Raw genomic sequence first — 24,499 nt, 5'->3', positions numbered from 1 at the left:
CCGCCCTCCGGCCTCCCGCCCCCCCGGCCTCCGCACGCGCTCCATGCCACTACGAGCGACGCCCGGCGGTCGCGCCTAGCTTCGCAGGGGCCCGTCTCGCAGGCCGTTCCCGGCCTCCCGCCCCTTCCTCCCCCGCACGCGCTCCATGCCACTACGAGCGACGCCCGGCGGTCGCGCCTAGCTTCGCAGGGGGCCCGTCTCGCAGGCCGCCCAACCGGCCTCCCGCCCCATTTCCCCGGATCTCCGCACCCGTCCTCCCACGCGACCATGAATGCCTGACGTCCGCCGGGCGCGCGAAGCCTGATGAGACGCTCGCATCGAGAGGTCAGGCGGGCGCGAAGTCCACATCTGCGCATCCGGCGGGCCACCTCAGCCGCCCTATCGAACCCGCTCTGCCATGCGACGAATGCGTGGCACCTGCCGGTCGCACGAAGTCCGCATAGGCGCTCGTACGAACTGGTCAACTGATCACCAGGTAATGGTGGCGGCATCGGTCGAGAGCCCTCCGCCACCATTACCTGGTGATCAACTGTCCAGCTCGCAGAGCGCGTGTCGCTCGGCGTGGCGGTGCACGCTTCAGGGGTGCCTCGGGACTGAGTGTTGGGATAGAGGGCCCTCGGGTAGCGCGCCGCCCAACGGCGTCACCTGATGGGGCTGGACGGGCCGGTTGCCAACGAGGCGCGGCTTGACGCGTGCGCCTCGGCGAATCTGGTGTTCGCCGGACTCGACATGCGGCGAGGCGCGTGGGCTCAGAGGGGTCGGAATCCGGAACCGATGCCGCCGGTGCGATCTATGTCGGCGAGCACCATGCCGATCTGGGTGGCGACGGCGACATCGTGCAGGGGCCCTGCGGCGGATTTGCACATCAGGTCGACGGCGGGGAGTGCGGTGGCGGGGATGCCGATGTGTCCGACGTTCATGCCGATGAGGCGGTCGCCGAGGGTGACCGGCCCGCCGGAGTCGCCGGGCTGCGAGCAGGACTGGTTCTGGAACCACCACCGGTGCGTACCCCAGACGACACCGCAGTTGTATCCGGTGGTCCGCCCGTGTTTGCACACCACGTCCCCGGGTCGCGGCGGTGCGCCGACGCCTCCGATCACGGTCGCGGCGACCTGCCTGCTCGGCCGCACCTTGACGTGGTCGAATTCGACTACCGCATAGTCGTTCTGGTGGTCGACGGCGGCGACCGTGCCGACCACGCCCGCGTCCGGGGTCTGCTCGGCCCGCACGGACATGCCGAGTTCCGCGCAGTGCCCCGCGGTGAGCCCGACCAGCCGGTCCGCGCGGTCGTATCCGATGGTGGTCAACGTGCACGCGCCGCGCCCGAGCAGGATCCCCGATCCGCCGCCGAGGCTGGTGCTCGGCTCGACCGCCGCCGCGACACCGTGCGCACCGGCGGCGCAGAGCAGGGTGAGCGCGCCGACCGCGAGCTGTCTGCCGAACCGTCCCAGCGCAACCATGTCGCACCTTTCGTTCGCGCACACGCGTCCAGGGCCACCCGGAATTCTCCCAGACCAGCCGGTCTGTGGCGCGGTCGATGACCGTTCCGTGACCAGATCTCGGTGCAAGCGCAATCAGGCGGCGAGGAACTCGGTCAGGTGGGCGAGCAGGGCTTCCGGCCGCTCTTCGGCGATGAAATGGCCGCATTCGGGAATGGCTGCGCCGGTGACATTTTCGGCATACTCACGCCAGATCTGCAGGGCCGGTATCTCTTCGAGGAAACTGGCGGCGCCCCACAGGGCGAGCACCGGCATGCGCAGGCGGTGACCCGCGTCGGCATTGTCGTGCTCGGTGTCCAGTTCGGCCGCGCGGTAGTCGTCGAAACCCGCGCGCAACGCGCCGGGAGTGCTGAAGGCGCGGATGTATTCGTCGATGGCTTCGCCGGGCAGTCCGTGCCGATTGACCGTCCAGGTTTCGAAGAAGTACCGCAGATATCCGGAAATATCGTGCCCGACAAGACGTTCCGGTAGATCGGGTTGCAGATGGAAGAACCAGTGGAAGAAGCGTCGCCCCAGCGCGGCATCCATCCGCCGCCAGGTCTCCCTCGTCGGAATGATGTCGAGCACAGCGAGTTTCGTGATCTGATCGGGCCGATCCAGGGCCCAGCGATGGGCTACCCGCGCGCCACGATCGTGACCGACCACGGCGGCGGTGTCGAAGCCGAGGGATTCGAGCAGCGCCGCGACGTCGGCGGCCATCGTCCGTTTGTCGTAGCCGGCCGTCGGTTTGTCGGTGTGCCCGTAACCCCTTAGGTCCGGGGCGATTACGGTGTGCCGTTCGGCCAGGGCGGGCAGTACGCGCCGCCAGCAGTAGCCGGTTTGCGGCCAGCCGTGCAACAGCACCAGCGCCGAACCCGAGCCGGCGCGTCGATAGTGCATGTGGATGCCGTTCACGGTGGCGACCCCGCGGCTGATCTCGACCATAGGAGCATTCTCGGTCGGTCCGGACCGGCTCGGCGGGGAATCGGGTCATCTGCCCGGCGGGCAGCTAAATCACAGCGTGATGGCCGCGCGCACGAGGTTGTGATCGGACAGCCCGTCGACGTCCTCGACGGTCACCTCGTGCACCGTCGCGTCGCGCACCACGACATGGTCGATGTACTGCGATTTCGCGCCCGAGGAGCGGGGGCGGGTCGGCAGCGCGCCGGGGGAGAGGTCGGCGACGCTGAAGCCCGCGCCGAACTGTTCGGCGACCGTCTCGCGGTCGATGTTGTAGTCGCCGAGCAGCACCGCCGGGTATTCCGGTGTGCTGGACGCCAATTCGGCCAAGCGACGGAACTGGCCCGCCCGCCGCCGGTCGCCGGTCACATGCGTCGCGAGGACGAGCACGCCCGCGGCGGTGATCACCAGCGCGCCTTTGCCCGGGTCGTCGGCGAAGGATTCGGCCGCGATCTCCCGGCTGGGCCCCGCGACGATCAGCACCAGGTGTTCGCTCGGATCACGCAGCTGGCTGGCGTGCCTGCGCGCCGTGGGCAGGCGTTGATACTGCATGGAATGCACTGTGCGGTCGGGCAATCCGGCCCGCAGGCTGATCAACTGGTCACCGCTGACCTCCTGCAGTGCGATCAGCTGTTCGGTGCGGGCCGCGATGCGCGCGGTGACCGCGTCGATGCGCGCCGCCTCGTCCGGCCATCTGCTGGAGACGTCCTCGTACCAGTTCTCGGCATGAATGCGATGCAGGACATTCCAGGTGGCAACGGTGATCACATGTCGCGATGCTAGGCGACGCGCACCGATCCCCGCCCGGCGGAGCAGCGTCGCGCGTCGCCGGACGGGGCGCGCGGCGAGCTTCGTGACCCGACAGCAACCCGATGATGCGCTGGTGAGCGCCGCCGTGCCGGTATAGAAGGAGGTCGGTGATCCCCATATTGCAGTCCCCACTACGAATGGAGACCGAATGCGCACCACCTGTCTCGGAAGGATTCTCCCGGCGGTGATTGTTCTGGCGGCGACGACCGTGCTGGTCGGTCAGGCACCGAGCTCCGCGGCCGAACCCGGCAGCGGCGATGTGGTCCGGTTGTTCTTCGACGATCGATCTCCCGATGCCGAGGACGAGGACCTGCGCTGCATGAATCTCGACTCGGACACCACCGCTTCGGTGGCCTCGTGCCAGCCCGCTGCCGCCGCGCCACGGCAGCGGTGGGAGTGGAAGATCGTCGCAGACGGCTTCGTTCAGCTGAAGAACGTCGCCACCGGGTTGTGTCTGGACAGCGGCGGGCAGAGTGGAATCGTCTACGGATTCTCCTGCGGCGCCGACAACGCGAACCAGCGGTTCCGCTACCGCCTCAGGGGCACCGCCACCCGTCTGATCGGCGGGGACAGTAGGTATGCCTGTCCGGACATCGTTTTCGGCGATGACAAGGTGCGGATGACCTCCGAGAACCGGAGGTGCCGCAATGACGGCGGCCTCTGGGAAGTGGCGGCTCTCGGCTGACCGCAGGATCGGGCGCGACTCGTCGGGCGCACAGTCACGAGTCGCGGCGGGGGTCCGTCGACTGGATCAAAGAAATCAAGCTATGCAGATATGGCGATCTATGCATATTATGTAGATATGAGCAGCGACGGACGAGCAGCCGGGCACGACCACAAAAACGCAGGGATGGGGGAGCGATCGGAGCTGATCTTCGCGATTGCCTCCGGTGTCACCTACGCCGCGGGCATGACCGCGAAATACCTGGTATCCGCACCCGAGTGGGTGGCGATCGTGCTGTTCGCCGCCACCTATTTCTTCGGCGGCTTCTTCACGATCCGCACCGCGATCGCGACGGTGCGGCGCGGCCGGTTCGAGGTCGATTTCCTGATGCTGGTTGCGGCGGTGGGTGCGGCCATGGTCGGCAAGTGGGCCGAGGGTTCGGTGCTGTTGTTCCTGTTCAGCCTCGGGCACGCGCTCGAGGAGTACGCGATGGGCCGGGCGCAGCGATCGATCGAGGCGCTGGCCGAACTCGCGCCGGGCACCGCGCTGGTGCGCGGTCCGGACGGTGCGGTGCGGGAGGTACCGGTCGACGAGTTGGCGATCGGCGATGTGGTTGTGGTGCTGCCGAATTCGCGACTCGCCGCGGATGGTGTCGTGGTCGCCGGCGTGAGCAGTGTCGACGAATCCTCGGTCACCGGCGAGAGCATTCCGGTGGAGAAGGCGCCGGTCGCCGATGCGCAGGCCGCGCTGTCGAGTAGCACTCCTGTACCGGAAACGCATCGGGTGTTCGCGGGCACGATGAACGGCGCGGGCGCGATGGACGTCCTGGTGACCAGCCGGGCCGCCGACAGCATGCTGGCCCGGGTCATCACGATGGTGCGTGAGGCCGATACCCAGAAATCGCCGACCCAGCGGTTCATCGACCGGTTCCAGGTGTTCTATGTGCCGGTGGTGCTGGCCGGTGTGCTCGGCGTCCTGGCGTTCGGTGTGTTCGTCAATGCCGAGCCGTTCGCGGACAGCTTCTACCGGGCGATGGTGGTGCTGGTCGCGGCGAGCCCGTGCGCGCTGGCGATCGCCACCCCGAGCGCGGTGCTGGCCGGGATCGCGCGGGCCGCGCAGGCGGGCGTGCTGGCCAAGGGCGGCGGCCCGCTCGAGACGCTGGGCCGGGTGCGGTCGATGGCGTTCGACAAGACCGGCACGCTCACCTGGGGTCAACCCCGGGTCACCGATATCGTCCCGGTGCGCGCCGAGTTGCGCGACGAGCTGATCACCACGCTGTTCGCCGTGGAGTCCTACAGCGATCACCCGCTGGCGGGCGCGATCACCCGCGATCTCGCACTACTGGTGCCCGCCGGCGCCGAACGCACTGCGTCGGAGGTGAATTCGGTGACCGGTCGAGGTGTGACCGCACTGGTGGACGGTCGCGCCACCGAGGTCGGCAACCGCACCATGTTCACCGAACTCGATCCGGCGGGTCTGCCCGCGGCGCTCGTCGAGATCGTAGACGACCTGCACGATCAGGGCCGCACCACCATGATCGTCCGGCACGCGGGCGCCTACCTGGGCGTCGTCGGTGTGATGGACAGCCCGCGCGCGGAGGCGGCGCCCGTGGTGGCCCGGCTGCGGGAACTCGGGATCGACAACATCGTTTTGATCTCCGGGGACAACCAGCGCGTCGCCGATGCGGTCGCCGCGGACATGGGTCTGGACGCCGCGCACGGCGGGTTGCTACCCGAGGACAAGGTCACCATGGTCAAGCGGTTGGGCGGCCGCAACGGCACGGCGATGGTCGGTGACGGCGTGAACGACGCGCCCGCGATGGTGAACTCGTCGGTCGGCATCGCGATGGGGGCGAGCGGCTCGGCGGTCGCGCTGGAAACCGCCGATGTGGCGCTGATGGTCGACGATATCGGCAGGCTGCCGTTCGCGGTGGCGCTGAGCCGGCGGACCGCCGGGATCATCCGGCAGAACCTGGCCTTCTCCTTGCTGATCGTCGCCGCGCTGGTGCCCGCGACACTCATCGGGCTGCCGATCGGCCCCGCGGTCTTCATCCACGAAGGCTCGACCCTGCTGGTCGTCGCGAACGCGCTGCGCCTGCTGCGCTTCCGCCGCGGCGCCGAGCACGAGGGCATCGAGCACGAGCCGCGACCGGTCGCGCAGAAGTAACGCGAATTCAGTCAGCGGCTTGTTCGACGGGATCCCATCGGCGCACGAACGCGGTGAACGCGGTGCCGGTGCGGTCCCGTACGGCCGCGGCGATGATGTCCCAGGGCGAGACGACCTCGAAGTCGAAATCCGCGGTGAGCATCAGCGTCGGCGGATCCCCGGCGGCCGGTTGCACCGGCCAGCTCCAGCGCGCCCCGGTGCGCCGGATGAGCAGTTCGCCCAGGTAGGTCGCTACACCGGCGACGAACGGCCCGACCTCCGGTGCGTCCAGCGCGGCCACCTCGCCGAACCGGCGCAGCAGCTCCGCCTCCAATTCGTCCAACGAGGTTCCGGCGCGGAAGTCCAGCTGGATATCGTCGGAAAGGTCGGCCCGCAACCACTCCAGCCGCCCCTCGGCCTCACCAGGCCAATCCCTGTATTGCAGGCGAGGATTCATGTCCGCAGCCTAAAACACCGCCCGGCTTCGCGCGTCGTGCCGAATCCGATCCGGCCGTGTCCCGCGCCCGGCCGCACACGGAATCTCCACATTTGATGCGGCGGCTCTCCACAGGTGGTGGCTAGGGTTTGCGAGCATGGAGCAGAGCGGAGCGGGTGGGGGACAGGTGCTGCGGCGGATCCTGGTGGTCGACGACGAGGTGACCATCGCGGAGTCCGTGGCGGCCCGGTTGCGCGCCGAGGGATTCACCGTGGACCTGGCGCACGACGGGCCGGGCGCGGTGGCGGCGGCCGCCGCGCTGGCCCCCGACCTCGTCGTGCTGGACGTGATGCTGCCCGGCTTCGACGGGCTCGAGGTGTGCCGCCGGATCCAGGCGGAGCGGCCGGTGCCGGTGCTGATGTTGACCGCGCGGACCGACGAGACCGACCAGCTGATCGGGCTCGGCGTCGGCGCCGACGACTACCTGACCAAACCGTTCTCGCTGCGGGTGCTCACCGCCCGGGTGCACGCACTGCTGCGCCGGATGGATCGGGCCGCCGATCGCGACGGCACCGTGATCGCCGTCGGTGACCTCCGCATCGATATCGACCAGCGCCGGGTTTGGCGGGCCGAGGTCGAAGCCCAGCTCACGCCGCTCGAATTCGATCTGCTCGCTCGGCTGGCGCGCCGCCCGCGCGTGGTGCTGGCCCGCGAACGGCTGCTCGAGGAAGTGTGGGACTGGGCCGATGCCGCGGGAACCCGCGCGGTGGACAGTCATATCAAGGCGTTGCGGCGCAAGCTCGGCGCGGACCTGATCCGGACCGTGCACGGCGTCGGTTACGCCTTGGAGGCGCGATGAGCACGGACCCCGCCGATCCCGGGTCGGGGGGTGTGCTCGCGCGGCGACTCCGGCTCACCTCGGACTGGGTGGCGGACGTGCTGCCGCGCCCGTTGGATCCGGTGCGTTCGATCAAGGTGAAGCTGGCCATCCTCATGCTGTGCGCCGGCGGCATCGCGTTCGGGTTCTTCCGGTTCAAGATCGGCTGGCTGCCGCCGCGGACGACGGTCGCCGCGATGGTGATCGCGTTGGCCACCTCGCAGTTTCTCGCGCACGGCATCACCAGGCCGCTGCGGGAGATGACCGCGGCGGCCAAGCGGATGGCGCAGGGCGACTACACCCGCCGGGTGCGGGCGAGTTCGCGCGACGAGGTCGGGCAGCTGGCCGAGGCGTTCAACCAGATGGCCGCCGATCTCGCGGCCGCCGACCAGCAGCGCCGCGACCTCATCGCGAACGTCTCGCACGAATTGCGCACGCCGATCACCGCGTTGAGCGCGGTGCTGGAAAACCTCGTCGACGGTGTCTCCGAACCGGATCCGAAAACCTTGCGCACCGCGCTCGCCCAGACCGAGCGACTGAGCCGGCTGGTGTCCGAACTGCTCGACCTGTCCAGCATCGAGGCCGGGGCGTTTCCGCTGGACCGCGAAAAGCTCGATGTGGCACCGCTGTTCGCCGAAGTGGTGGCCGAGGCCGAGGTCGCGGCGGCCGCGCTCGGTCGCGGCGTGTATTTCACCAGTCATGTGCAGCCCAGTGCCGCAACGGTGTTCGCGGACCGGGCCCGGCTGCACCAGGTGTTGCTCAATCTGCTCGACAACGCCGCCCGGCACGGTCCGGCCGGCGGTGAAGTGCGCGTCACCGCGCGGCGACTACCCGGGGAACTCGTGATCGAGGTCGCCGACGACGGGCCGGGCATACCGCGTGCCGACCGTGCGCGCGTCTTCGACCGGTTCACCCGGGGTGGTCGCACCGACGGCGGCGGCACCGGTCTCGGCCTGGCCATCTCCCGCTGGGTGGTGGACCTGCACGGCGGCACCATCGCCGTCACCGATCCCGGCTCCCGGATCCGCGTGGTCCTGCCCGACTGATTCCTTCTCCCACCGCACCTTGGGCCGCCCTCAGGTCCCGGGGCGATCCCGCACACCCTCAGGAGGGTAGTCATGCCCGAAAATGCCACTGCACCAGTACCTTCGACGCTGTCCGGTACGCAGCAGGTCCACCACAAACTGCCGCGCTCCGCGACGTGGCCGGCCTCGCAGCCGATGCGCATTCCACCGAAAATCCCGCGCTGGCAACGGGTTACCCACCCACCCGGCGCATTGGCCGCCGCGCTGCTGATCGGCCTCGCCGGCGCCGTCCTGATCCCACTGGACCGTCCCGGCATCGGCTGGTTCCTGGCCGCCGCCATCGCGGTCGGCGCGATCTGCGCCGTCGACCGCAACGCCCGCAAAACCCTCGCCCGATCCCCCGAATCACCTGCCGCAGAGCAGCTCCCGGGCCCAGCGGGAGCGGCGGTGACATCGAACCGCGGAGGGGACGGCTCGACGTCGGACCCGCAGCCCGCTCCAGCGCCAACGGTCGGCAACGACGCCGCGATCTGGGGCCACCCCGCAACCCGGGCTACTTCTGCGCCCACCGATGTGCCCGCGTCCGCCGATGCGCCCCTGCATGGCGGTTGCGCCGCGTCCCGCGATGCGGCCTCGCCTGGGGATCATCCCGTAACCGGTGACGATGCGGAGATCCGTGGCGATGCTGCGATCGGTAATGGCCCCGCGTCCGGTGATCGTGCCGCGATCGGCAAGGACTCCGCGTTTGGCGATGCTCTCGCGTCCGGCGATGACTCTGCGGCCCGCGATATGTCTGCGGCTGGTGATCACCTCGCAACCGGTGCGGCTGCGGAGGACCGTGGCGACACGGCGAGCGGCAACGATCCCGGGACCGGAGACGTCCTTGCGACCCGCGAGGACCGGGCGGTCGGCGGCGACCGGGCGTCCGAAGGTGACCTCAGCTCTGGTGACCAGGGGATCGGCGCGGACCGGGGGGCTGGCGCGGACCGGGCGTCTGGTGGCGACCGAGGGGTCGGTGATGACCGAGGGGTCGGTGACGAGTTGGTGTCCGAGGACGTTTCGGTATCCGGGGTCCGCCCTGCGATCGGTGGCGCGGCAACGGGCGACGGATTGGTGGCGGGGGCCGAATCGGCAGCCTCCGTCGGTGGCACCGGGCTCCGGTTCGGCGACAAGGCGGCGCGGATTTATTGGGTGGCAATGGTTTTGGTGTTGCCTGCGGTGGGTGTGTTCCGGGCGGCCGGGTGGTTGTTCGTGTGCTGTCTGGCGGGCGCGGGGGTGGCGGCATCGCTGGCGGTGGTCGGGCGGCGGTCGGCGAACGGCGCTTGGGTCGATGTGTTCGCGGTGCCGCTCGCGGTCTTGCCGGGCGTGCAGTGGCTTTTCGCCGGGGCTGAGCGTGCACGGTCGGGGGCGGGGCGGCGGGAGTGGGGTGTCGCGCTGTCGGCGGTGGTCACGCTCGCGTTGCTGGCGGTGTTCGTGCCGCTGCTCGGCGGGGCCGACGCGACGTTCGCGGCGCTGTTCGACGCGGTGACGCCGCGGGTCGACGGCGGTCTCGCGTTCCAGTGGATCTTCCTGTTCACCGTGCTGGGGCTCGCCGCGGCCGGTGCGCTGTATTTGCTGGCGGCGCCGCTACTGCCTGCTTCGGAAAGTGCTGGGGGACTGCGGGTTCGACAGCTGCGCCGAATCGAGTGGGTGTTGCCGGCGGGCGCGTTGACGGCGCTGTTCCTGGTGTTCGTCATCGCGCAGTTCGTGGCGTTGTTCGGCGGCGACGACTATGTCCAGCGCACCGCCGGATTGACCTACGCCGAGTACGCACGGACCGGATTCTGGCAGCTGTCGGTGGTCAGCATCCTGACCTTGGCTGTGCTCCTGGTGGTGCTGCGGTGGGCGGATCAGGCGACGGCGGGCGACCGGATGTGGTTGCGAGCCTTGCTCAGTGCGGTGACGGTACTCTCGTTGCTCATCGTCGCGTCGGCGCTAAGCCGGATGTGGACCTATCAGCAGGCATACGGGTTCACCGTGCTCCGACTGCTGGTGGAGGTCTGCGAACTGTGGCTGGGCCTGGTCTATCTGCTGGTGCTCGCCGCTGTGCTCAGCCTGCGCCGAATGTGGTTGGTGCGCACCGTGCTCGGCACCGCGATGGCGACCCTGCTGGCGCTGGCAGTGGTGAATCCGGAACGACTGATCGCCGATCAGAACATCGATCGCTGGCAGCAGGGCAAGCCGTTCGACATCGGCTACTTGACAGTGCTGTCACCGGACAGCTTGCCCGCCGTCGATCGCCTGCCGGAGCCGATGCGCACCCAGGTGCGCGAAAGTATCCACGAGCGAATGGATTCCGACCCGTGGAACGGCTGGAACCTGTCGCGCGCGAGCGCGGTCCGGTGAGTCAGTCCTCGTCCGGCAGCACCCGGCCGGACACGTGCTCCTGCGCGAGCCTGCGTAACGCGGAGAGCATCGTGTCGCCGAGAATCGTTCCGACGATGGCGGTTTCGGTCATGCGCTCGACCGTGGGCACGCCACGGACGAGTTCGATGTCGATCGCGGCGACGGCTTCGGCGGCCGCGGCGTAGTCGTCCATCTTGGCGATCACGTCGGCGTGCCCGAGCTGGCGCAGCGCGGCGCACACGTCGGTCAGGGTGTGCCGTGCCGGGTTCTCGTCGTCGACCGACCATTCGCGGCGGGCGAGCAGGCCGGCGACGTCGGCTTCGGCGGCGGCCTGCTGGTCCGCGCCGACGGGGGAGCGCCGGGCGCCGAGTGCGTACATGGCCTCGCCGAGGGCTTGGCGGGCGGTCAGGTCGCCGGTGTCGAGGACGGAGATCAGCTCGCCCGCCGCGCTGATCGAGATGCCGCCGATGTCGACGAGCGCGCGGATCAGGCGCAGCCGGTTGACGTGCTGGTCGCCGTACTCCACCTGGTTGTGGTGGGTGCGCAGGCCGGGTGGCAGCAGGCCTTCGCGCAGGTAGTACTTGATCGTCGCGGGCGGCACGCCACTCGTGCGACTGAGTTCGGCGATCCGCATGGGCGACTCCTGCTCTCGGCCGGGCTATTGACAGTGGGAAGTACAGCTATCCATAATCGGCATCGATAGTACAACTATCGATAGCAGCACTCAGCACTGTCTGCCCGGTTCGTCGAAAGCAGCACCCATGACCTCCGCATACCGGCCCACAGCCGGACGTTTCGCCTTCCTGCACTGGCATCGCCCGTTAGTCCTGCTCGCCGCCGCGATGGCGGTCCTGACCGTCTTCGCGATCGGCGGGATGATCGTGGACGATCGCGTGCTCACCGGACTGCCGATCTGGACCAAGGCGGTGAAATTCGCGCTCTCCACCCTGATCTACGCCGTGACCTGGGCCTGGCTGATCGACCAGCTCACCGCCTGGCGACGAGCCGCGTGGTGGGCGGGCGCCGTCGCCGCGATCGGCCTCGGCATCGAACTGGTGATCATCGTGATCCAGATCGTCCGGGGCACCACCAGCCACTTCAACTTCACCACCCCGCTCAACGGTGCGCTGTGGTCGGCGATGGGCTCGACCATCATCGTGGTCTGGCTGGCCACCGTGCTGGCCGCCGCCGCGCTGTTCCGCAGCCCTGCGCATGATCGCGCCCGTGACTTCGCGATCCGTTCCGGCGCAGTACTTTCCGTGATCGGCGCGGCCCTCGGCATGCTGATGACCCAGCCGACCCGGGCCCAGCTCGACAGCGGCGGTTCGATCCGCGGCGCGCATACCGTGGGTCTCGCCGACGGCGGTCCCGGCCTGCCGATCCTGGGCTGGAGCACGGTGGGCGGCGATCTGCGAATCCCGCATTTCCTGGGTATGCATGCGCTGCAAGTGATTCCGCTGGTATTGCTCGCGGTGGAACTCGCGGCCCGGCGCCTGCCCGCGCTGCGCGAGGTTTCGGCGCGACGCGGCGTCATGGTGGTGGTGAGCGTGGCCTACGCGGCGCTGCTCGCGGTGCTCACCTGGCAGGCTCTACGCGGCCAGCCGGTGGTGCATCCGGACGCGCTCACCCTGCTCGCCTTCGGCGCAATCGCGTTCGCCGCAACAGTTTCGGTCGTGGTGATCCTGCGCGGTGCGATACCACCGGAACCGGCCGCACCGGCCTTGGTCTCGACCGGTGGCGGTGTCCGATGACCAGTTTCCTGTTCGACCTCACGTTCTACACCGCAGCCCCGTTCTGGGCGTTGATGATTCTCGCCCCGTGGTGGCGGTGGACGTCCACCGTCGTCGCCTCCCCGCTGATCTGCGTACCGCCGATGCTGATCTACGCGATCGTCGTGCTGCCGGACTTCGGGACGGTGTGGTCGGCGGTGTCCGGTGCGGACCTGGCCGGCATACAGGTCCTACTCGGAGGCAGCGCGGGCGCCGCGGCCGCCTGGGCACATTTCATCGCGTTCGACCTGTTCCTGGGGCGCTGGATCTTCCTGGACAGCCGACAGCGCGGTCTGCCCGCGCTGCTGATCAGCCCGCTGCTGGTGTTCACGATCATGCTCGCCCCGCTCGGTGTGCTGCTCTATCTGCTCGTGCGGGCTTTTCGAGCGCCGAGAGCGGCGACCGGCGCGGCGGCGTGACTCCGGCGAGCCGCGCGATCAGGGACGCGAGCGATCGGCGGGGGACAGTGCCGCGAGCCGTCCGACGACGAGGTCGGCGACCGCCGCCATCCCCGCCGCCGTCGGATGACACGGCGCGCCGTCGTAAGTCCTTCCCGGCCAAGGGAAGTAGAAGTCCACGGTCCACGGGTCGGCCGAGTCGGCGGCATGGTCCAGGCTCGGTGTGCGCACGTCGATCAGCTCGGCGCCGAAGTGCTCGGCGGCCGCGGCGGTATGCGCGGCAAGGGATTCGGCGAACGCGCGATAGTGGCGATCGACCGTCGAATCGGTGGGCGCGCGGCGCCCGAGCACCGAAAGATAGTTGACCACCAGAATCGTGGCCTCGGGTGCGCGTTCCCGAATCGCGTGCAGCACCGCGGCGATTCGATCCTCGACGGCCGGCAATCGCCGCCGGACGGCGCGCGCGTCGCCCAAGTGGGCCAGCGGCGGGAGCAGCAGCAGCGGGCGCGGCAGACGCCGGGCGATCAGGTACGGCGTCAAACCGATGTCGTTGCCGCCGATCGTGACGGTGACCAGGTCGGTCGCGGCTGTCACCGCGGTGAGCTGCGGCTGTTGCCGGAACTGCCGCGCGTGCAGGAGGTGATCGCAGGTCGCCCCGCTGCTGGTGACGTCGGTGAGCGACAGTCCGGTGGCCGCGGCCACGAGGTGGGGGTAATCGCGTTGCGACCGCCCGGCCAGCCGTGGCGTGCCCGGTACCCGCGGCGCGATACCCGGTCCCGACGCGTATGAACTGCCCAGCGCCACATAGCGCTTGCCATGCCAGGCCGCCGCACCCGCCGGGGCCCCGCTGCTGTTGTCCCGCACCGCGCTCATTTCGCTCCTGCCACCGGCTACAGCCGGGCGCCGCTTCGCGTGTCGTGCCCAACCTTATGCGGGATCGCCGGGTCACGCGCGCCCGGCCAGGTGAGTGTCGCGGCCCGCCGCGACGGTGAGACGCGGGTGAAACGCCGCGGAAAGGTCGGTCCGGCAGCCTGGACCACGCAGGCGGCACTCGCCTGTTCTCGGGGGTGTTCCCGCCGGAGAATGCGGTGGAGGGGACCCGCGGTGCGCCGGCCCGAGCACCGCGCGGCATTCTCCGGCGGGCGCGTCGATCGCGCGTACCATCCGGGTACCGGCATTTCGCTCGGCGGACGTCGAAAGGGGAAGCGCGGCAACGGTTCCGCTGGGGCCGCGGCCGGCGCGGCGCAGCGTATGGAGATCCTGGTGCTCGGCCCGGTGCTCGTCCGGGACGGCGATCGCGAGATCGTCATCGATCGGCCGCTCGAACGCGCGGCGCTGGTGCGGCTCGCGCTGGGGCGCGGCGCCGTGATCGCCGACACCACCCTGGCGGCGGATCTGTGGGGCGAGGACGGCGGCGCCCGGCCCGTCGAGCGGCTGTGGTCGTTGATGTCGCGGTTGCGCGGCACCCTCGGCCCGTACGCCGGTCTGGTGGTGCGCTCGTCCACCGGTTATGCCACCACCGCGACCATCCCCGACCTGACCGCGGTGACGGCGGCCGCCGAGCGGATCGTCGTGGCGCAGCGGGCGGGCCGGACCGCGCAGGTGCGCGCGGCGGCCGCCGAGGCGTTGCAGTGCTGGCGCGGCGCGGCCCTGGCCGACCTGCGCGGGGTGCCGTTCGCGGATTTCGAAGCGGACCGGCTGGAGCGGCGGCGGCTCGACCTCGTGGTCACGCGGATCGAGGCCGCGCTGGCCGCCGACGCCGCGGCCGAGACCGTGCTCGAGCTGTCCCGGCTGACCGGCGCGCATCCGTTGCACGAGCCGCTGCATCGGCTCTCGGCGCTGGCGCTGTACCGCACCGGCCGCCAGCCGGAGGCGCTGACGGTGCTGGATCGGTTGCGGGGCGGTCTGCTGGCGGAGCTCGGCGTCGATCCGGAACCGGCGACCATCGAGCTGCGCGATCGGATGCTGCGACACGATCCGGCACTGCGCTTGCCAGCGGACCAGGAGTCAGACGAAAAGCATTGGGGCAGTGAGCTTCCTGGTCCGGATACCGCTTTTCTCGGCCGCGCGGACGAGCTGGCCGAGTTGGTCGGCCGGGTGGCGGACGCGGGACTGGTCACGCTGGTCGGGGCGGCGGGTAGCGGCAAGTCCCGGCTCGCGTTGGAGGCGGCCCGGGTGGTGGCCCGTACCGACCGTGCGGTGGTGTTCGTCGAGCTGGCGGCGCTGCCGCAGGGCGCGCAGATCGCGCCCGCCCTCGCCGCGGCCGCGGGGCTGGACGCGGTACCGGGTGCCGAGCTGGCCGACCTCGCCCCCGGTCTGGCCGACGCGCTGGTGGTCCTCGACAACGCGGAACACCTACTCCCCGAGGTCGTTTCGACCGTCGACGCGTTGCTGGCGCACCGGGTGTCGGTGCTGGTCACCTCGCAGCGCGCGCTCGATCATCCGGGCGAGCAGGTCGTGCCCGTCGGCGCGCTGGATCGCCGAGCGGCCGTGGCCCTGTTCGCCGAACGTGTCGACGGCCCGCTGGCCGAGGCGGACCGGGACGCGGTGCTGCGCATCTGCGCGGCCGTCGAATGGCTGCCGCTCGGCATCGAACTCGCCGCCGGCCTCACCAGAACACTGACCGTCGCGCAACTGTCGGACCGGATCGACGACCGGGTACGCCTGCTCGTCGGCGGCCGCCCCGAGGCCGCGGCGGGCCGGCACGCCAGCCTGCGCGCCGCGCTCGATTGGAGCTACGAGCTGCTCGACGCGCCCGCGCGCGCGGTGCTGCGCCGCAGCTCGGTCTTCGTCGGCGGATTCGCTCCCGAGGCCATCGAATCCATCTTTCCCGCAGCCGAACTCGGCGGTATCGCGGTCGCCGACGTGCTGTCGGAACTGGCGCAGCGCAGCCTGCTCACGGTGCTGACCGACGGCGACTACCGCCGCTATGTGCTGCTGGAGACGGTGCGTGACCATGCCGCGCACCGGCTCGCCGCGGCGGGTGAGACGGCCGAACTGCAGCGGCGGCATGCGATGTGGTGCCTCGACCACGCCTGCGCGGTCGAAAGCCGGGACGGATTCAGTTCCGCCGCCAGCGTCGCCGCGATCTTCGCCGAGTGGCCCAACATCCTCGCCGCCATGACCCGCGCGCCGGGCAGCGCGCACACCGAAACCGGGCTGCGCCTGGCGATCACCATGCATCAGGCGTGGAACGCCCGGGCCTGGTACAGCGAGGCCAACCGGCACTTCGAGGCGCTGATCGACACCGTGGATGCCGGGTCCGAGCATCGGGTGCGGGCGCTGACCTGCTGGTCGTTCCACGCGATCATGCTCGGCAAGCTGGACCGGGCCGCCGAGTTGCTCGCCGAGGCGGCCGAACTCGTCGATCCCGCGGCGCCCAAGCAGGTCTTGCAGATCGATTACAACCGCGGCTGTATCGACGTCGAGCGGGGACACTATCGCAGCGCGATCGAGGCGTTGCAGGCCGCCGAGGCACGTGCTGACGAGATGCACTATGTGCAGGGCGCGTCGGCGAGCGCGGACGCCTGCGGCTCGGCGCAGCTCTTCGCCGGGCTGGCCGAGGACGCGCTCGAAAGCTACCGCCGCGCTACCGAATACGATCGGGCGCTCGACGACGAACTGGGGCTCGCGCGCGGCCTGGCGAACCAGGCGCGGGCGCTGTTCGATCTCGGCCGGTTCGACGAGGCGCTCGAGGTCGCCGCCGAGGCCGACGATTACAGCCGCAGACTCGACGACCGGCACATGCTGGCCTTCACCGAACAGGTCAGGGGTGGGGTGGAACTCGCCGCGGGCCGCCTGGACAGTGCCGAGTCGCACTGCCGAACAGCGCTGTCGCACATGGGTATCGAGGTCAGCGTTGCCGATATCGATCTGGCCGACGTGCTCATCGCCCAGGGCGCGCTGAGTGAGGCGCGCACGCTGCTCGAGCGGGCCTACGGCGAAACCGAGCCGGGCCGCACCACCTGGTTCGCGGCCCGCGCGGTCTCGGCCGCGTTGGCGCTGGCCGAGGGAAACCGGCGCACGGCAAGCGATCTGGTGGATCGGACGCTGGCGGACTACGCGCGCGGGGGTTTCGGTTGGCGCCGTTACGTCGACCGGTTGCGGCAGGTGCGCGAGCAATTGCTCGGCTAGTGCCGTCCGGCAGGAACGAACCGGTCCGCGCCGCCGCTCGTGCGCGGACCGTGCGGTCTCTCTTGGCGATTCGCTGGGTGCGGTTCGCACGGGTATGCAATGTTGTTACTGCGCAACGGCATTGAGGGGTGCCGGGCTGCGCTGAGCAGGCACCGGTAAGGGGGTGCGGCGGTCATGTCGTCGTCGAACATGTCCGGGGGGCACATCGCCGCACGTCGCGGCAGAGGTCGCGCTGCCGTGCCGCTGTGGCCGGGGATGATTCCCCCGCCGCGGCCGCAGCGCTGGCACGCCTACCGCACGCGCCGGCCCTGGTTGGTCGGCACGGTCGCGCTGGCCGGATCGATGGCGGCGGTCGCGGTGGTGCTCGTGTACACCGCGGAGGCCGGCGCGCCGCGTCAGTCGGCCACCTACGCCGATCCGGTGCTCGGCGGCGGCCCCGGCTGCCAGCCGACCCGGGGCGACCAACTGGTGCGCGGCAACGGCAGCGGTTCGACCGCGTCGGGACCGGACGTGATCCTCGCGTTCCAGTACGCCTACTACGTGGCCCGGTCCGGGTCCGACGCGCGGGCGGTGACCACGCCGGATGCCGCGGTGCCGCCGGTGTCGGTGATCGACGCGGGCATCCGGTCCGTACCGGCGGGTACACAGCATTGCGTGATGATCACGCCGATGGCCGACGGCCGCTTCGACGTGGTGATCACCGAGGTTCGGCCCGACGCCGCGGTGCGCACATATCGCCAGTTCGTCACGGTGACCGCCGGGGCGGGCGCGGTCTCGATCGCGAAGATCGCGCCACCCACCTGAGGGTGTAACGCGCGCGTACCAGCGGGTAATAAGAATGAAGGGGGGTTTGGTGGTGTCTTCGCATGTTATGGTCCGAAACCTTTGCACCCCTGCGTTTCTTGCATCGACCGATCGCGCATGCGAACACACACGGCGAGCCGTGCGTCCGCATCGCAGAATAAGCTGCACAGCACGGGGATCCGAGCCGCGAAGACCGTTGGCCGACCGTGCCGGCGCTACGAAGAGGAAGGGACTGTCGAGTGTTCAGGCGTATCGCAATCGTCAACCGAGGTGAGGCTGCGATGCGGCTGATCCACGCCGTGCGGGAGCTGGCCGCGGAGACCGCGACAACGATCGAAACCATCGCGCTATACACCGACGTGGATCGCAACGCCACCTTCGTGCGGGAGGCCGACACGGCCTACGACCTCGGCCCTGCGGCCGCACGGCCGTACCTGGACCTGAAGGTGCTCGAGCACGCGCTGGTCGCGACCAAGGCCGACGCCGCGTGGGTCGGCTGGGGCTTCGTCGCCGAAGACCCCGCGTTCGCCGAGCTGTGCGAAAAGATCGGTGTCACCTTCATCGGCCCGAACGCCGACGCGATGCGCAAGCTCGGCGACAAGATCGGCGCGAAGCTGATCGCCGAGGAGGTCGGCGTGCCGGTCGCGCCGTGGAGCCGCGGCGCGGTCGAGAGCCTGGACGCCGCGCTGGCGGCGGCCACCGAGATCGGCTATCCGCTGATGCTCAAGGCCACCGCGGGCGGCGGCGGTCGCGGTATCCGCATGGTCGCCAGCGCCGACGAACTCACCGACGCCTACGAGCGCACCAGCCAGGAGGCCGCGCGTTCGTTCGGCAGCGGCATCGTGTTCCTGGAGCGGCTGATCACCGGGGCCCGCCACGTCGAGGTGCAGGTGATCGCGGACGGTCAGGGCACCGCGTGGGCGCTCGGCGTGCGCGACTGCTCGGTGCAGCGCCGCAACCAGAAGGTCATCGAGGAGTCGGCCTCGCCGCTGCTGAACGCGGAGCAGGTCGGCGAGCTGAAGGCCTCGGCCGAGCGGCTGGCCGTCAAGGTCGGTTACCGCGGCGCGGCGACCGTCGAGTTCCTCTACCACGCGGGCGAGCGGATCTTCGCCTTCCTCGAGGTGAACACCCGCCTGCAGGTCGAGCACCCGATCACCGAGTCCACCACCGGCTTCGACCTGGTCAAGGCGCAGCTGCACGTCGCGTCCGGCGGCAAGCTCGAGGGGCAGCCGCCGATCGAGCGCGGCCACGCCATCGAAGCCCGGCTCAACGCCGAGGACCCCGACCGCGACTTCGCGCCCTCGCCGGGCCGCATCGCCCGCCTGGACCTGCCCGCGGGTCCCGGCATCCGGGTCGACACCGGCGTCAGCGAGGGCGACACCATCCCGGCCGACTTCGACTCGATGATCGCCAAGATCATCGCCTACGGTCGCGACCGCGACGAGGCGCTCGGCCGGCTGCGCCGGGCGATGGCCGACACCACGGTGATCATCGAGGGCGGCGCGACCAACAAGAGCTTCGTCATCGACCTGCTCGATCAGCCCGAGGTGATCGACGCCAGCGCCGACACCGGCTGGATCGACCGGGTCCGCGCTCAGGGCCGGCTCGTCTCGCACCGCCACTCCGCCGTCGCGCTGGCCGCCGCGGCCATCGGCGCGTACGAGGAGGAAGAACACGCCGAACAGGAACGCCTGCTGTCCACCGCGGCCGGTGGTCGCCCGCAGGTGCAGCACGAGAGCGGCCGCGCGCTGGATCTCGCGCTGCGCGGCGTGAGCTACCGCGCGCGCGTCGCGCGGGTCGGCGCGAACCGGTTCCGCGTCGGCGTCGAGGCCGGCGACGACATCCGTACCGCGGATGTCGAGCTGGACCGCTTCGACGAGCACACCGGGCAGATCGTCGTCAACGGCACCCGCTACCGCCTGCTCACCGGCTCGCACGGCACCGTGCACCTGGTCGAGGTGGACGGCGTGACGCACCGGGTCAGCCGCGACGAGGGCGGCGTGGTCCGCTCGCCCGCGCCCGCGCTGGTGGTCGCCCTGCCGCTGGAGATCGGCGCCGAGGTCGAGGCGGGTGCGCCCGTGCTGGTGCTGGAGAGCATGAAGATGGAGACGGTGCTGCGCGCGCCGTTCAACGCGCGGCTCAAGCAGTGCGTGGTCTCGGTCGGCACCCAGGTGGAGACCGGCGCGCCGATGCTGTGGCTGGAGCCGCTCAGCGACGAGGAGGACGCCGCCGACGAGGGCCCGGCGGAAACGATCGAGCTGGACCTGCCCGCCGCGCCCGCGGCGCTGCCCGCGCGCGAGCGCACCCGCCGCGGTCTCGAGGATCTGCGCAGCCTGCTGCTCGGTTTCGACGTCGACCCGCACGACGAGGGCCGGGTGCTCGACGACTACCTCGCCGCGCGTCGCTCGTCGGTCGAGGACGGCCAGCGTCCGCTCACCGAGGAACTCGACCTCATCGAGGTCTTCGCCGACCTCGCCGAGCTGAGCCGCAACCGGCAGGCCGGTGACGAGATCGGCGGTCACGTGCACAGTGCGCGCGAACGCTTCCACACCTACCTGCAGAGCCTCGACGTCGAGCGGGCCGGACTCCCGGAAGCGTTCCAGGCCAAGCTGTCTCGTGCGCTCGAGCACTACGACGTGACCGAGCTGGATCGCACGCCCGAGCTCGAGTCCGCGGTGTTCCGCATCTTCCTCGCCCAGCAGCGGGCGTCCGTCGCGGCCTCGATCGTCACCGCGCTGGTACGCACCTGGCTCGGCGAGGCCCCGCCGGACGAGACGCAGCACGAGCCAGCGGCCCGCACCCTGGAACGACTGATCGCCGCGACCCAGGTCCGCTTCCCGGTGGTCGCCGATCTCGCGCGCGGTCTGGTGTTCTCCTGGTTCGGTCAGCCGCTGTTGCGGCGCAACCGCGCGCGGGTCTATGCCGACATCCGCAACCACCTGCGCTACCTGGACACCCACGCGGACGCGCCGGACCGCGCCGAGCGCGTCGCGGAAATGGTGCGCAGCACCGAGCCGCTGGTCCGGATCCTCGGGCAGCGGCTCAACCGCGACGATCTCGACAACGCGATCATGCTCGAGGTGCTGACCCGCCGGTACTACGGCAACAAGGAACTGCTCGGGGTCCGCACCACGGTGGCCGCGGGCTGCACCTTCGTGGTCGCCGAGCGGGCGGACTCGTCGGTGGCCTCGGCCGCGGTGAGCTTCGACGCGCTGGGCGACGCGCTGCGCGGTCTCGCCGAGCTGGCCGTCGAGGAAGACGCCGTCGACGCCGACATCTACCTCGCCTGGCCGCAGCAGCCGGAGGACTTCGCGGTGATGGCGCAGCTGCTCGACGAGGTGGTCAAGCAGTACCCGCTGCCCGCCCAGGTTCGCAGGCTCACCGCGACGGTCGCGGGCAGTGGCGCCAACGTGATGCACCACCACTTCACCTTCGAGCCCTCGCCGAGCGGCATGGTCGAGCAGCGGCTGATCCGCGGCCTGCACCCCTACATCGCGCAGCGGATGCAGATGGAACGGCTCAGCAAGTTCGACCTGACCCGGCTGCCGTCCTCGGACGAAGAGGTCTACCTGTTCCGCTGTGTGGCGCAGGAGAATCCGTCCGACGATCGCCTGGTCGCGTTCGCCCAGGTACGCGACCTGACCGAGCTGCGTGAGCACGAGGGCCGGTTGATCGCGCTGCCGACGGCGGAGAACACCATCGCCACCTGCCTGGACTCGATCCGGCGGGCCCAGTCGCGGCGGCCGTCGAAGAACCGCTTCAACACCAACCGGATCGTGATCTACGTGTGGCCGCCGAGCAGCCTCACCCGCACCGAGCTGCTGGTGATCGCCGACCGGGTGCTGCCCACCGCGGCCGGCGCGGGCCTGGAGGAGATGCTGTTCATCGCGCGCCAGCGCGACCCGCAGACCGGTGAGCTCAACAAGACCTCGATGCGGATCTCGTTCGACGCCACCGGCGGCCACGAGCTGATCGTCGAAGAGCCCTCCACCGCCCTGGTCGAGCCGCTCGACGACTACCGGCTCAAGGTGCTGCGCGCGAGCAGCCGCAACACCGTGTACCCGTACGAATTGACCGGTCTGCTCGGCACTTTCCGCGAGTACGACCTCGACGACGCGCACCGGCTGGTGCCGGTCGACCGGCCGAAGGGGCTCAACTCCGCGGCCATGGTCGCGGGCGTGGTCAGCACACCGACCACCCGCCATCCCGAAGGCGTCAACCGGGTCATCCTGCTCGGCGACCCGACCAAGTCGCTCGGCGCGCTGTCCGAGCCGGAATGCCGGCGCGTGATCGCCGCGCTGGATCTGGCCGAGCAGATGCGGGTGCCGCTGGAGTGGTACGCGCTCTCCTCCGGCGCGCGCATCTCGATGAAGTCGGGTACCGAGAACATGGACTGGGTGGCGGCCGCGCTCAAGCGGATCGTCGAGTTCACCCAGGACGGCGGCGAGATCAACATCGTGGTCTCCGGCATCAACGTCGGCGCCCAGCCGTACTGGAACGCCGAGGCGACGATGCTCATGCACACCAAGGGCATCCTGGTCATGACCCCGGACTCGGCGATGGTGCTCACCGGTAAGCAGGCGCTGGACTTCTCCGGCGGCGTCTCGGCCGAGGACAATTTCGGTATCGGCGGCTACGACCGCGTGATGGGCCCGAACGGGCAGGCGCAGTACTGGGCGCCGAACCTGCTCGCGGCCCGCGAGGTGCTGATGTCGCACTACGACCACACCTACATCGCCCCGGGCGAGCTGCATCCGCGGCGCGCGGAGACCGCCGATCCGATCGACCGCGACGTCTCGGACTTCCCGCATCTGCTCGCGGGCAGCGACTTCACCACGGTCGGCGAGATCTTCTCGGCCAAGGCGAACCCGGATCGCAAGAAGCCCTTCGATATTCGCACCGTCATGCGCGCCGTCTCCGACCAGGACCACCCGGTGCTGGAACGGTGGGCGGGCATGGCCGACGCGGAGACCGCGGTCGTGCAGGACGCGCACCTCGGCGGTATCCCGGTGTGCCTGCTCGGCATCGAATCGCAGTCGGTGCCGCGCCGCGGCTTCCCGCCCACCGACGGCCCGGACACCTACACCGCGGGCACCCTGTTCCCGCGGTCGTCGAAGAAGGCGGCGCGGGCGATCAACGCGGCCAGCGGCAATCGGCCGCTGGTGGTGCTGGCGAACCTGTCCGGCTTCGACGGCTCCCCGGAATCGATGCGCAAGCTGCAGCTCGAGTACGGCGCCGAGATCGGTCGCGCGATCGTCAATTTCCGTGGCCCGATCGTGTTCTGCGTGATCTCGCGCTACCACGGCGGCGCGTTCGTCGTCTTCTCCAAGACGCTGAACCCGAACATGACCGCGCTCGCCATCGACGGCTCGTTCGCCTCGGTGCTCGGTGGCGCGCCCGCCGCCGCGGTGGTGTTCGCCGGTGACGTGAACGCCCGCACCGCCGCCGACGAGCGGGTCCGCGAGCTGGAAGCGCGGGTCGCGGCCGCCGCGGTCGCCGAGCGCGGCCCGCTCAAGGCCGAACTCGACGAGCTGCGTTCCTCGGTGCGCACCGAGAAGCTCGGCCAGGTCGCCGCGGAGTTCGACCGGGTGCACAACATCCAGCGCGCCGTGGAGGTCGGCTCGGTGGACGCGGTGATCAGCGCGGCGGAACTGCGTCCGCGCATCTTCGAGGCGATCGAGGCGCACCTGAGCGCCAAGGTCGTCGAGGCACAGCCGAGCTGAGCTCGGCGGTAGCGCACAGCCCAGCGTCCGGCCCGGTGGAGTCCACTCCACCGGGCCGGACGCATTTGTCCGCCGCCTGCCGAAACTCGTCCCGAACTCGACCCATCCGCCGCTGTCGGCCAGGCGAATTCCGTTCCGTCCACTCCCCAGTACGGCTGCGAGCCGTCTCGACGGAAGCGAAAGACAACGATGACAGTTATGCGACGTTCGGTCGTGGCAGCGATGGTGCTCAGCGCGGCGCTGGCCGGCGCGTCGGCCTGCTCGTCCGACAAGTCCGATACGGCTGCCGAGACCTCGTCCTCGGCGGCGATGACGACGTCCGCGGCCGCCGCCGCGGGCGATCTGGTCGGCCCGGGTTGCGCGGCCTACGCCCAGCAGGTACCGACCGGTGCGGGTTCGGTCAGCGGGATGGCGCAGGACCCGGTGGCGACCGCGGCCTCGCACAATCCGCTGCTGACCACGCTGGTCGCGGCCGTATCCGGCAAACTCAACCCGCAGGTGAATCTGGTCGATACGCTCAACGGCGGCCAGTTCACGGTGTTCGCCCCGGTCGACGCGGCGTTCGCGAAAATCGATCCGGCCACGGTGGATTCGCTGAAGACCGACTCGGCCACGCTCACCAAGATCCTCACCTATCACGTGGTGCCGGGCCAGGTCGGTCCGGATCGCATCGCGGGCACGCACAAGACCGTCCAGGGCGATACCGTGACGGTCGCGCGCACCGGTGACGACATCAAGGTCGGCAACGCGTCGGTGATCTGCGGCGGCGTCAAAACCGCCAATGCCACTGTGTACATGATCGATACCGTGCTCATGCCGCCCGCTGCCTGATCTGCCCACTGTCCGCCAATGGTCCCTCCCCTCAGGAGTCGAGCTCGACGTGTTGCTGTC

17 protein-coding genes are annotated in these 24,499 nt (G+C 70.1%); 11 read left to right on the top strand and 6 right to left on the bottom strand.

Features of this window, described 5'->3' with window-relative positions; genetic code table 11:
- Positions 1-749: 749 nt before the first annotated feature.
- The 3 genes from NVU01S_RS40115 to NVU01S_RS40105 form a co-directional block, all read right to left on the bottom strand.
- The gene (locus NVU01S_RS40115) at positions 750-1,460 is read right to left on the bottom strand and encodes a S1 family peptidase (protein WP_043675668.1); all 711 of its coding nucleotides are present in this window, start codon (positions 1,458-1,460) and stop codon (positions 750-752) included.
- A gap of 114 nt (positions 1,461-1,574) precedes the next feature.
- Positions 1,575-2,423 carry an alpha/beta fold hydrolase gene (locus NVU01S_RS40110; RefSeq protein WP_043675671.1) on the bottom strand — a complete coding sequence of 283 codons (849 nt, stop codon included), beginning with the start codon at positions 2,421-2,423 and terminating at the stop codon, positions 1,575-1,577.
- A gap of 69 nt (positions 2,424-2,492) precedes the next feature.
- Positions 2,493-3,206 carry an endonuclease/exonuclease/phosphatase family protein gene (locus tag NVU01S_RS40105; RefSeq protein ID WP_043675674.1) on the bottom strand — a complete coding sequence of 238 codons (714 nt, stop codon included), beginning with the start codon at positions 3,204-3,206 and terminating at the stop codon, positions 2,493-2,495.
- A 226-nt stretch (positions 3,207-3,432) separates the two neighbouring features.
- On the opposite strand from NVU01S_RS40105, the gene NVU01S_RS40100 reads away from it, so the two are divergent.
- Both NVU01S_RS40100 and NVU01S_RS40095 read left to right on the top strand, forming a co-directional pair.
- Complete coding sequence (locus NVU01S_RS40100) at positions 3,433-3,933, top strand: RICIN domain-containing protein (protein ID WP_167829416.1); 501 nt, start codon at positions 3,433-3,435, stop codon at positions 3,931-3,933.
- Between the two features lie 165 nt (positions 3,934-4,098).
- A complete protein-coding gene (locus NVU01S_RS40095; protein ID WP_043675679.1) occupies positions 4,099-6,078 on the top strand; it encodes a heavy metal translocating P-type ATPase in 1,980 nt (659 codons plus the stop codon).
- Between the two features lie 7 nt (positions 6,079-6,085).
- Here the strand turns inward: NVU01S_RS40095 and NVU01S_RS40090 are convergent, their stop codons facing one another.
- Positions 6,086-6,514 (bottom strand): hypothetical protein, encoded by a 429-nt coding sequence (locus NVU01S_RS40090; RefSeq protein WP_063048243.1) that lies wholly within the window; start codon positions 6,512-6,514, stop codon positions 6,086-6,088.
- 136 nt (positions 6,515-6,650) lie between these two features.
- Here NVU01S_RS40090 and NVU01S_RS40085 point away from each other — a divergent pair, with 136 nt between their 5' ends.
- The 3 genes from NVU01S_RS40085 (at position 6,651) to NVU01S_RS40075 (ending at position 10,780) form a co-directional block, all read left to right on the top strand.
- Positions 6,651-7,352 (top strand): response regulator, encoded by a 702-nt coding sequence (locus NVU01S_RS40085; RefSeq protein ID WP_156161735.1) that lies wholly within the window; start codon positions 6,651-6,653, stop codon positions 7,350-7,352.
- Between the two features lie 134 nt (positions 7,353-7,486).
- Complete coding sequence (locus tag NVU01S_RS40080; protein WP_373864246.1) at positions 7,487-8,416, top strand: HAMP domain-containing sensor histidine kinase; 930 nt, start codon at positions 7,487-7,489, stop codon at positions 8,414-8,416.
- Between the two features lie 1,176 nt (positions 8,417-9,592).
- Positions 9,593-10,780 (top strand): DUF4153 domain-containing protein, encoded by a 1,188-nt coding sequence (locus tag NVU01S_RS40075; protein WP_043675828.1) that lies wholly within the window; start codon positions 9,593-9,595, stop codon positions 10,778-10,780.
- 1 nt (position 10,781) lies between these two features.
- Here NVU01S_RS40075 and NVU01S_RS40070 read toward each other — a convergent pair whose 3' ends face one another.
- Positions 10,782-11,414 carry a MerR family transcriptional regulator gene (locus NVU01S_RS40070; RefSeq protein WP_043675685.1) on the bottom strand — a complete coding sequence of 211 codons (633 nt, stop codon included), beginning with the start codon at positions 11,412-11,414 and terminating at the stop codon, positions 10,782-10,784.
- Positions 11,415-11,541: 127 nt separating this feature from the next.
- On the opposite strand from NVU01S_RS40070, the gene NVU01S_RS40065 reads away from it, so the two are divergent.
- Both NVU01S_RS40065 and NVU01S_RS40060 read left to right on the top strand, forming a co-directional pair.
- Positions 11,542-12,531, top strand: a complete 990-nt coding sequence (locus NVU01S_RS40065; RefSeq protein WP_043675686.1) for a hypothetical protein — start codon at positions 11,542-11,544, stop codon at positions 12,529-12,531.
- The gene (locus NVU01S_RS40060; protein ID WP_043675688.1) at positions 12,528-12,968 is read left to right on the top strand and encodes an ABA4-like family protein; all 441 of its coding nucleotides are present in this window, start codon (positions 12,528-12,530) and stop codon (positions 12,966-12,968) included. The genes NVU01S_RS40065 and NVU01S_RS40060 overlap by 4 nt, the downstream gene beginning before the upstream one ends.
- Before the next feature lie 18 nt (positions 12,969-12,986).
- On the opposite strand, the gene NVU01S_RS40055 is transcribed toward NVU01S_RS40060, so the two are convergent.
- Positions 12,987-13,820: an SGNH/GDSL hydrolase family protein gene (locus NVU01S_RS40055; RefSeq protein ID WP_052280927.1), complete on the bottom strand. Its 834-nt coding sequence runs from the start codon at positions 13,818-13,820 to the stop codon at positions 12,987-12,989.
- 378 nt (positions 13,821-14,198) lie between these two features.
- Between NVU01S_RS40055 and NVU01S_RS40050 the strand changes: the two genes are divergently transcribed.
- The 4 genes from NVU01S_RS40050 to NVU01S_RS40035 all read left to right on the top strand — a co-directional run bounded on the left by NVU01S_RS40050 (position 14,199) and on the right by NVU01S_RS40035 (position 24,439).
- Positions 14,199-17,081, top strand: coding sequence for an ATP-binding protein (locus NVU01S_RS40050; RefSeq protein ID WP_167829417.1), 2,883 nt, complete (start codon positions 14,199-14,201; stop codon positions 17,079-17,081).
- A 174-nt stretch (positions 17,082-17,255) separates the two neighbouring features.
- Positions 17,256-17,885: a DUF8176 domain-containing protein gene (locus NVU01S_RS40045; protein WP_226887293.1), complete on the top strand. Its 630-nt coding sequence runs from the start codon at positions 17,256-17,258 to the stop codon at positions 17,883-17,885.
- A 239-nt stretch (positions 17,886-18,124) separates the two neighbouring features.
- A complete protein-coding gene (locus NVU01S_RS40040) occupies positions 18,125-23,608 on the top strand; it encodes an ATP-binding protein (protein WP_043675695.1) in 5,484 nt (1,827 codons plus the stop codon).
- Positions 23,609-23,797: 189 nt separating this feature from the next.
- The gene (locus tag NVU01S_RS40035; RefSeq protein WP_175068946.1) at positions 23,798-24,439 is read left to right on the top strand and encodes a fasciclin domain-containing protein; all 642 of its coding nucleotides are present in this window, start codon (positions 23,798-23,800) and stop codon (positions 24,437-24,439) included.
- Positions 24,440-24,499: the final 60 nt, after the last annotated feature.

This window comes from Nocardia vulneris, from assembly GCF_001613425.1.
GTDB classification, from domain to species: domain Bacteria; phylum Actinomycetota; class Actinomycetes; order Mycobacteriales; family Mycobacteriaceae; genus Nocardia; species Nocardia vulneris.
This window is presented reverse-complemented; position numbering and strand designations above follow the sequence as displayed.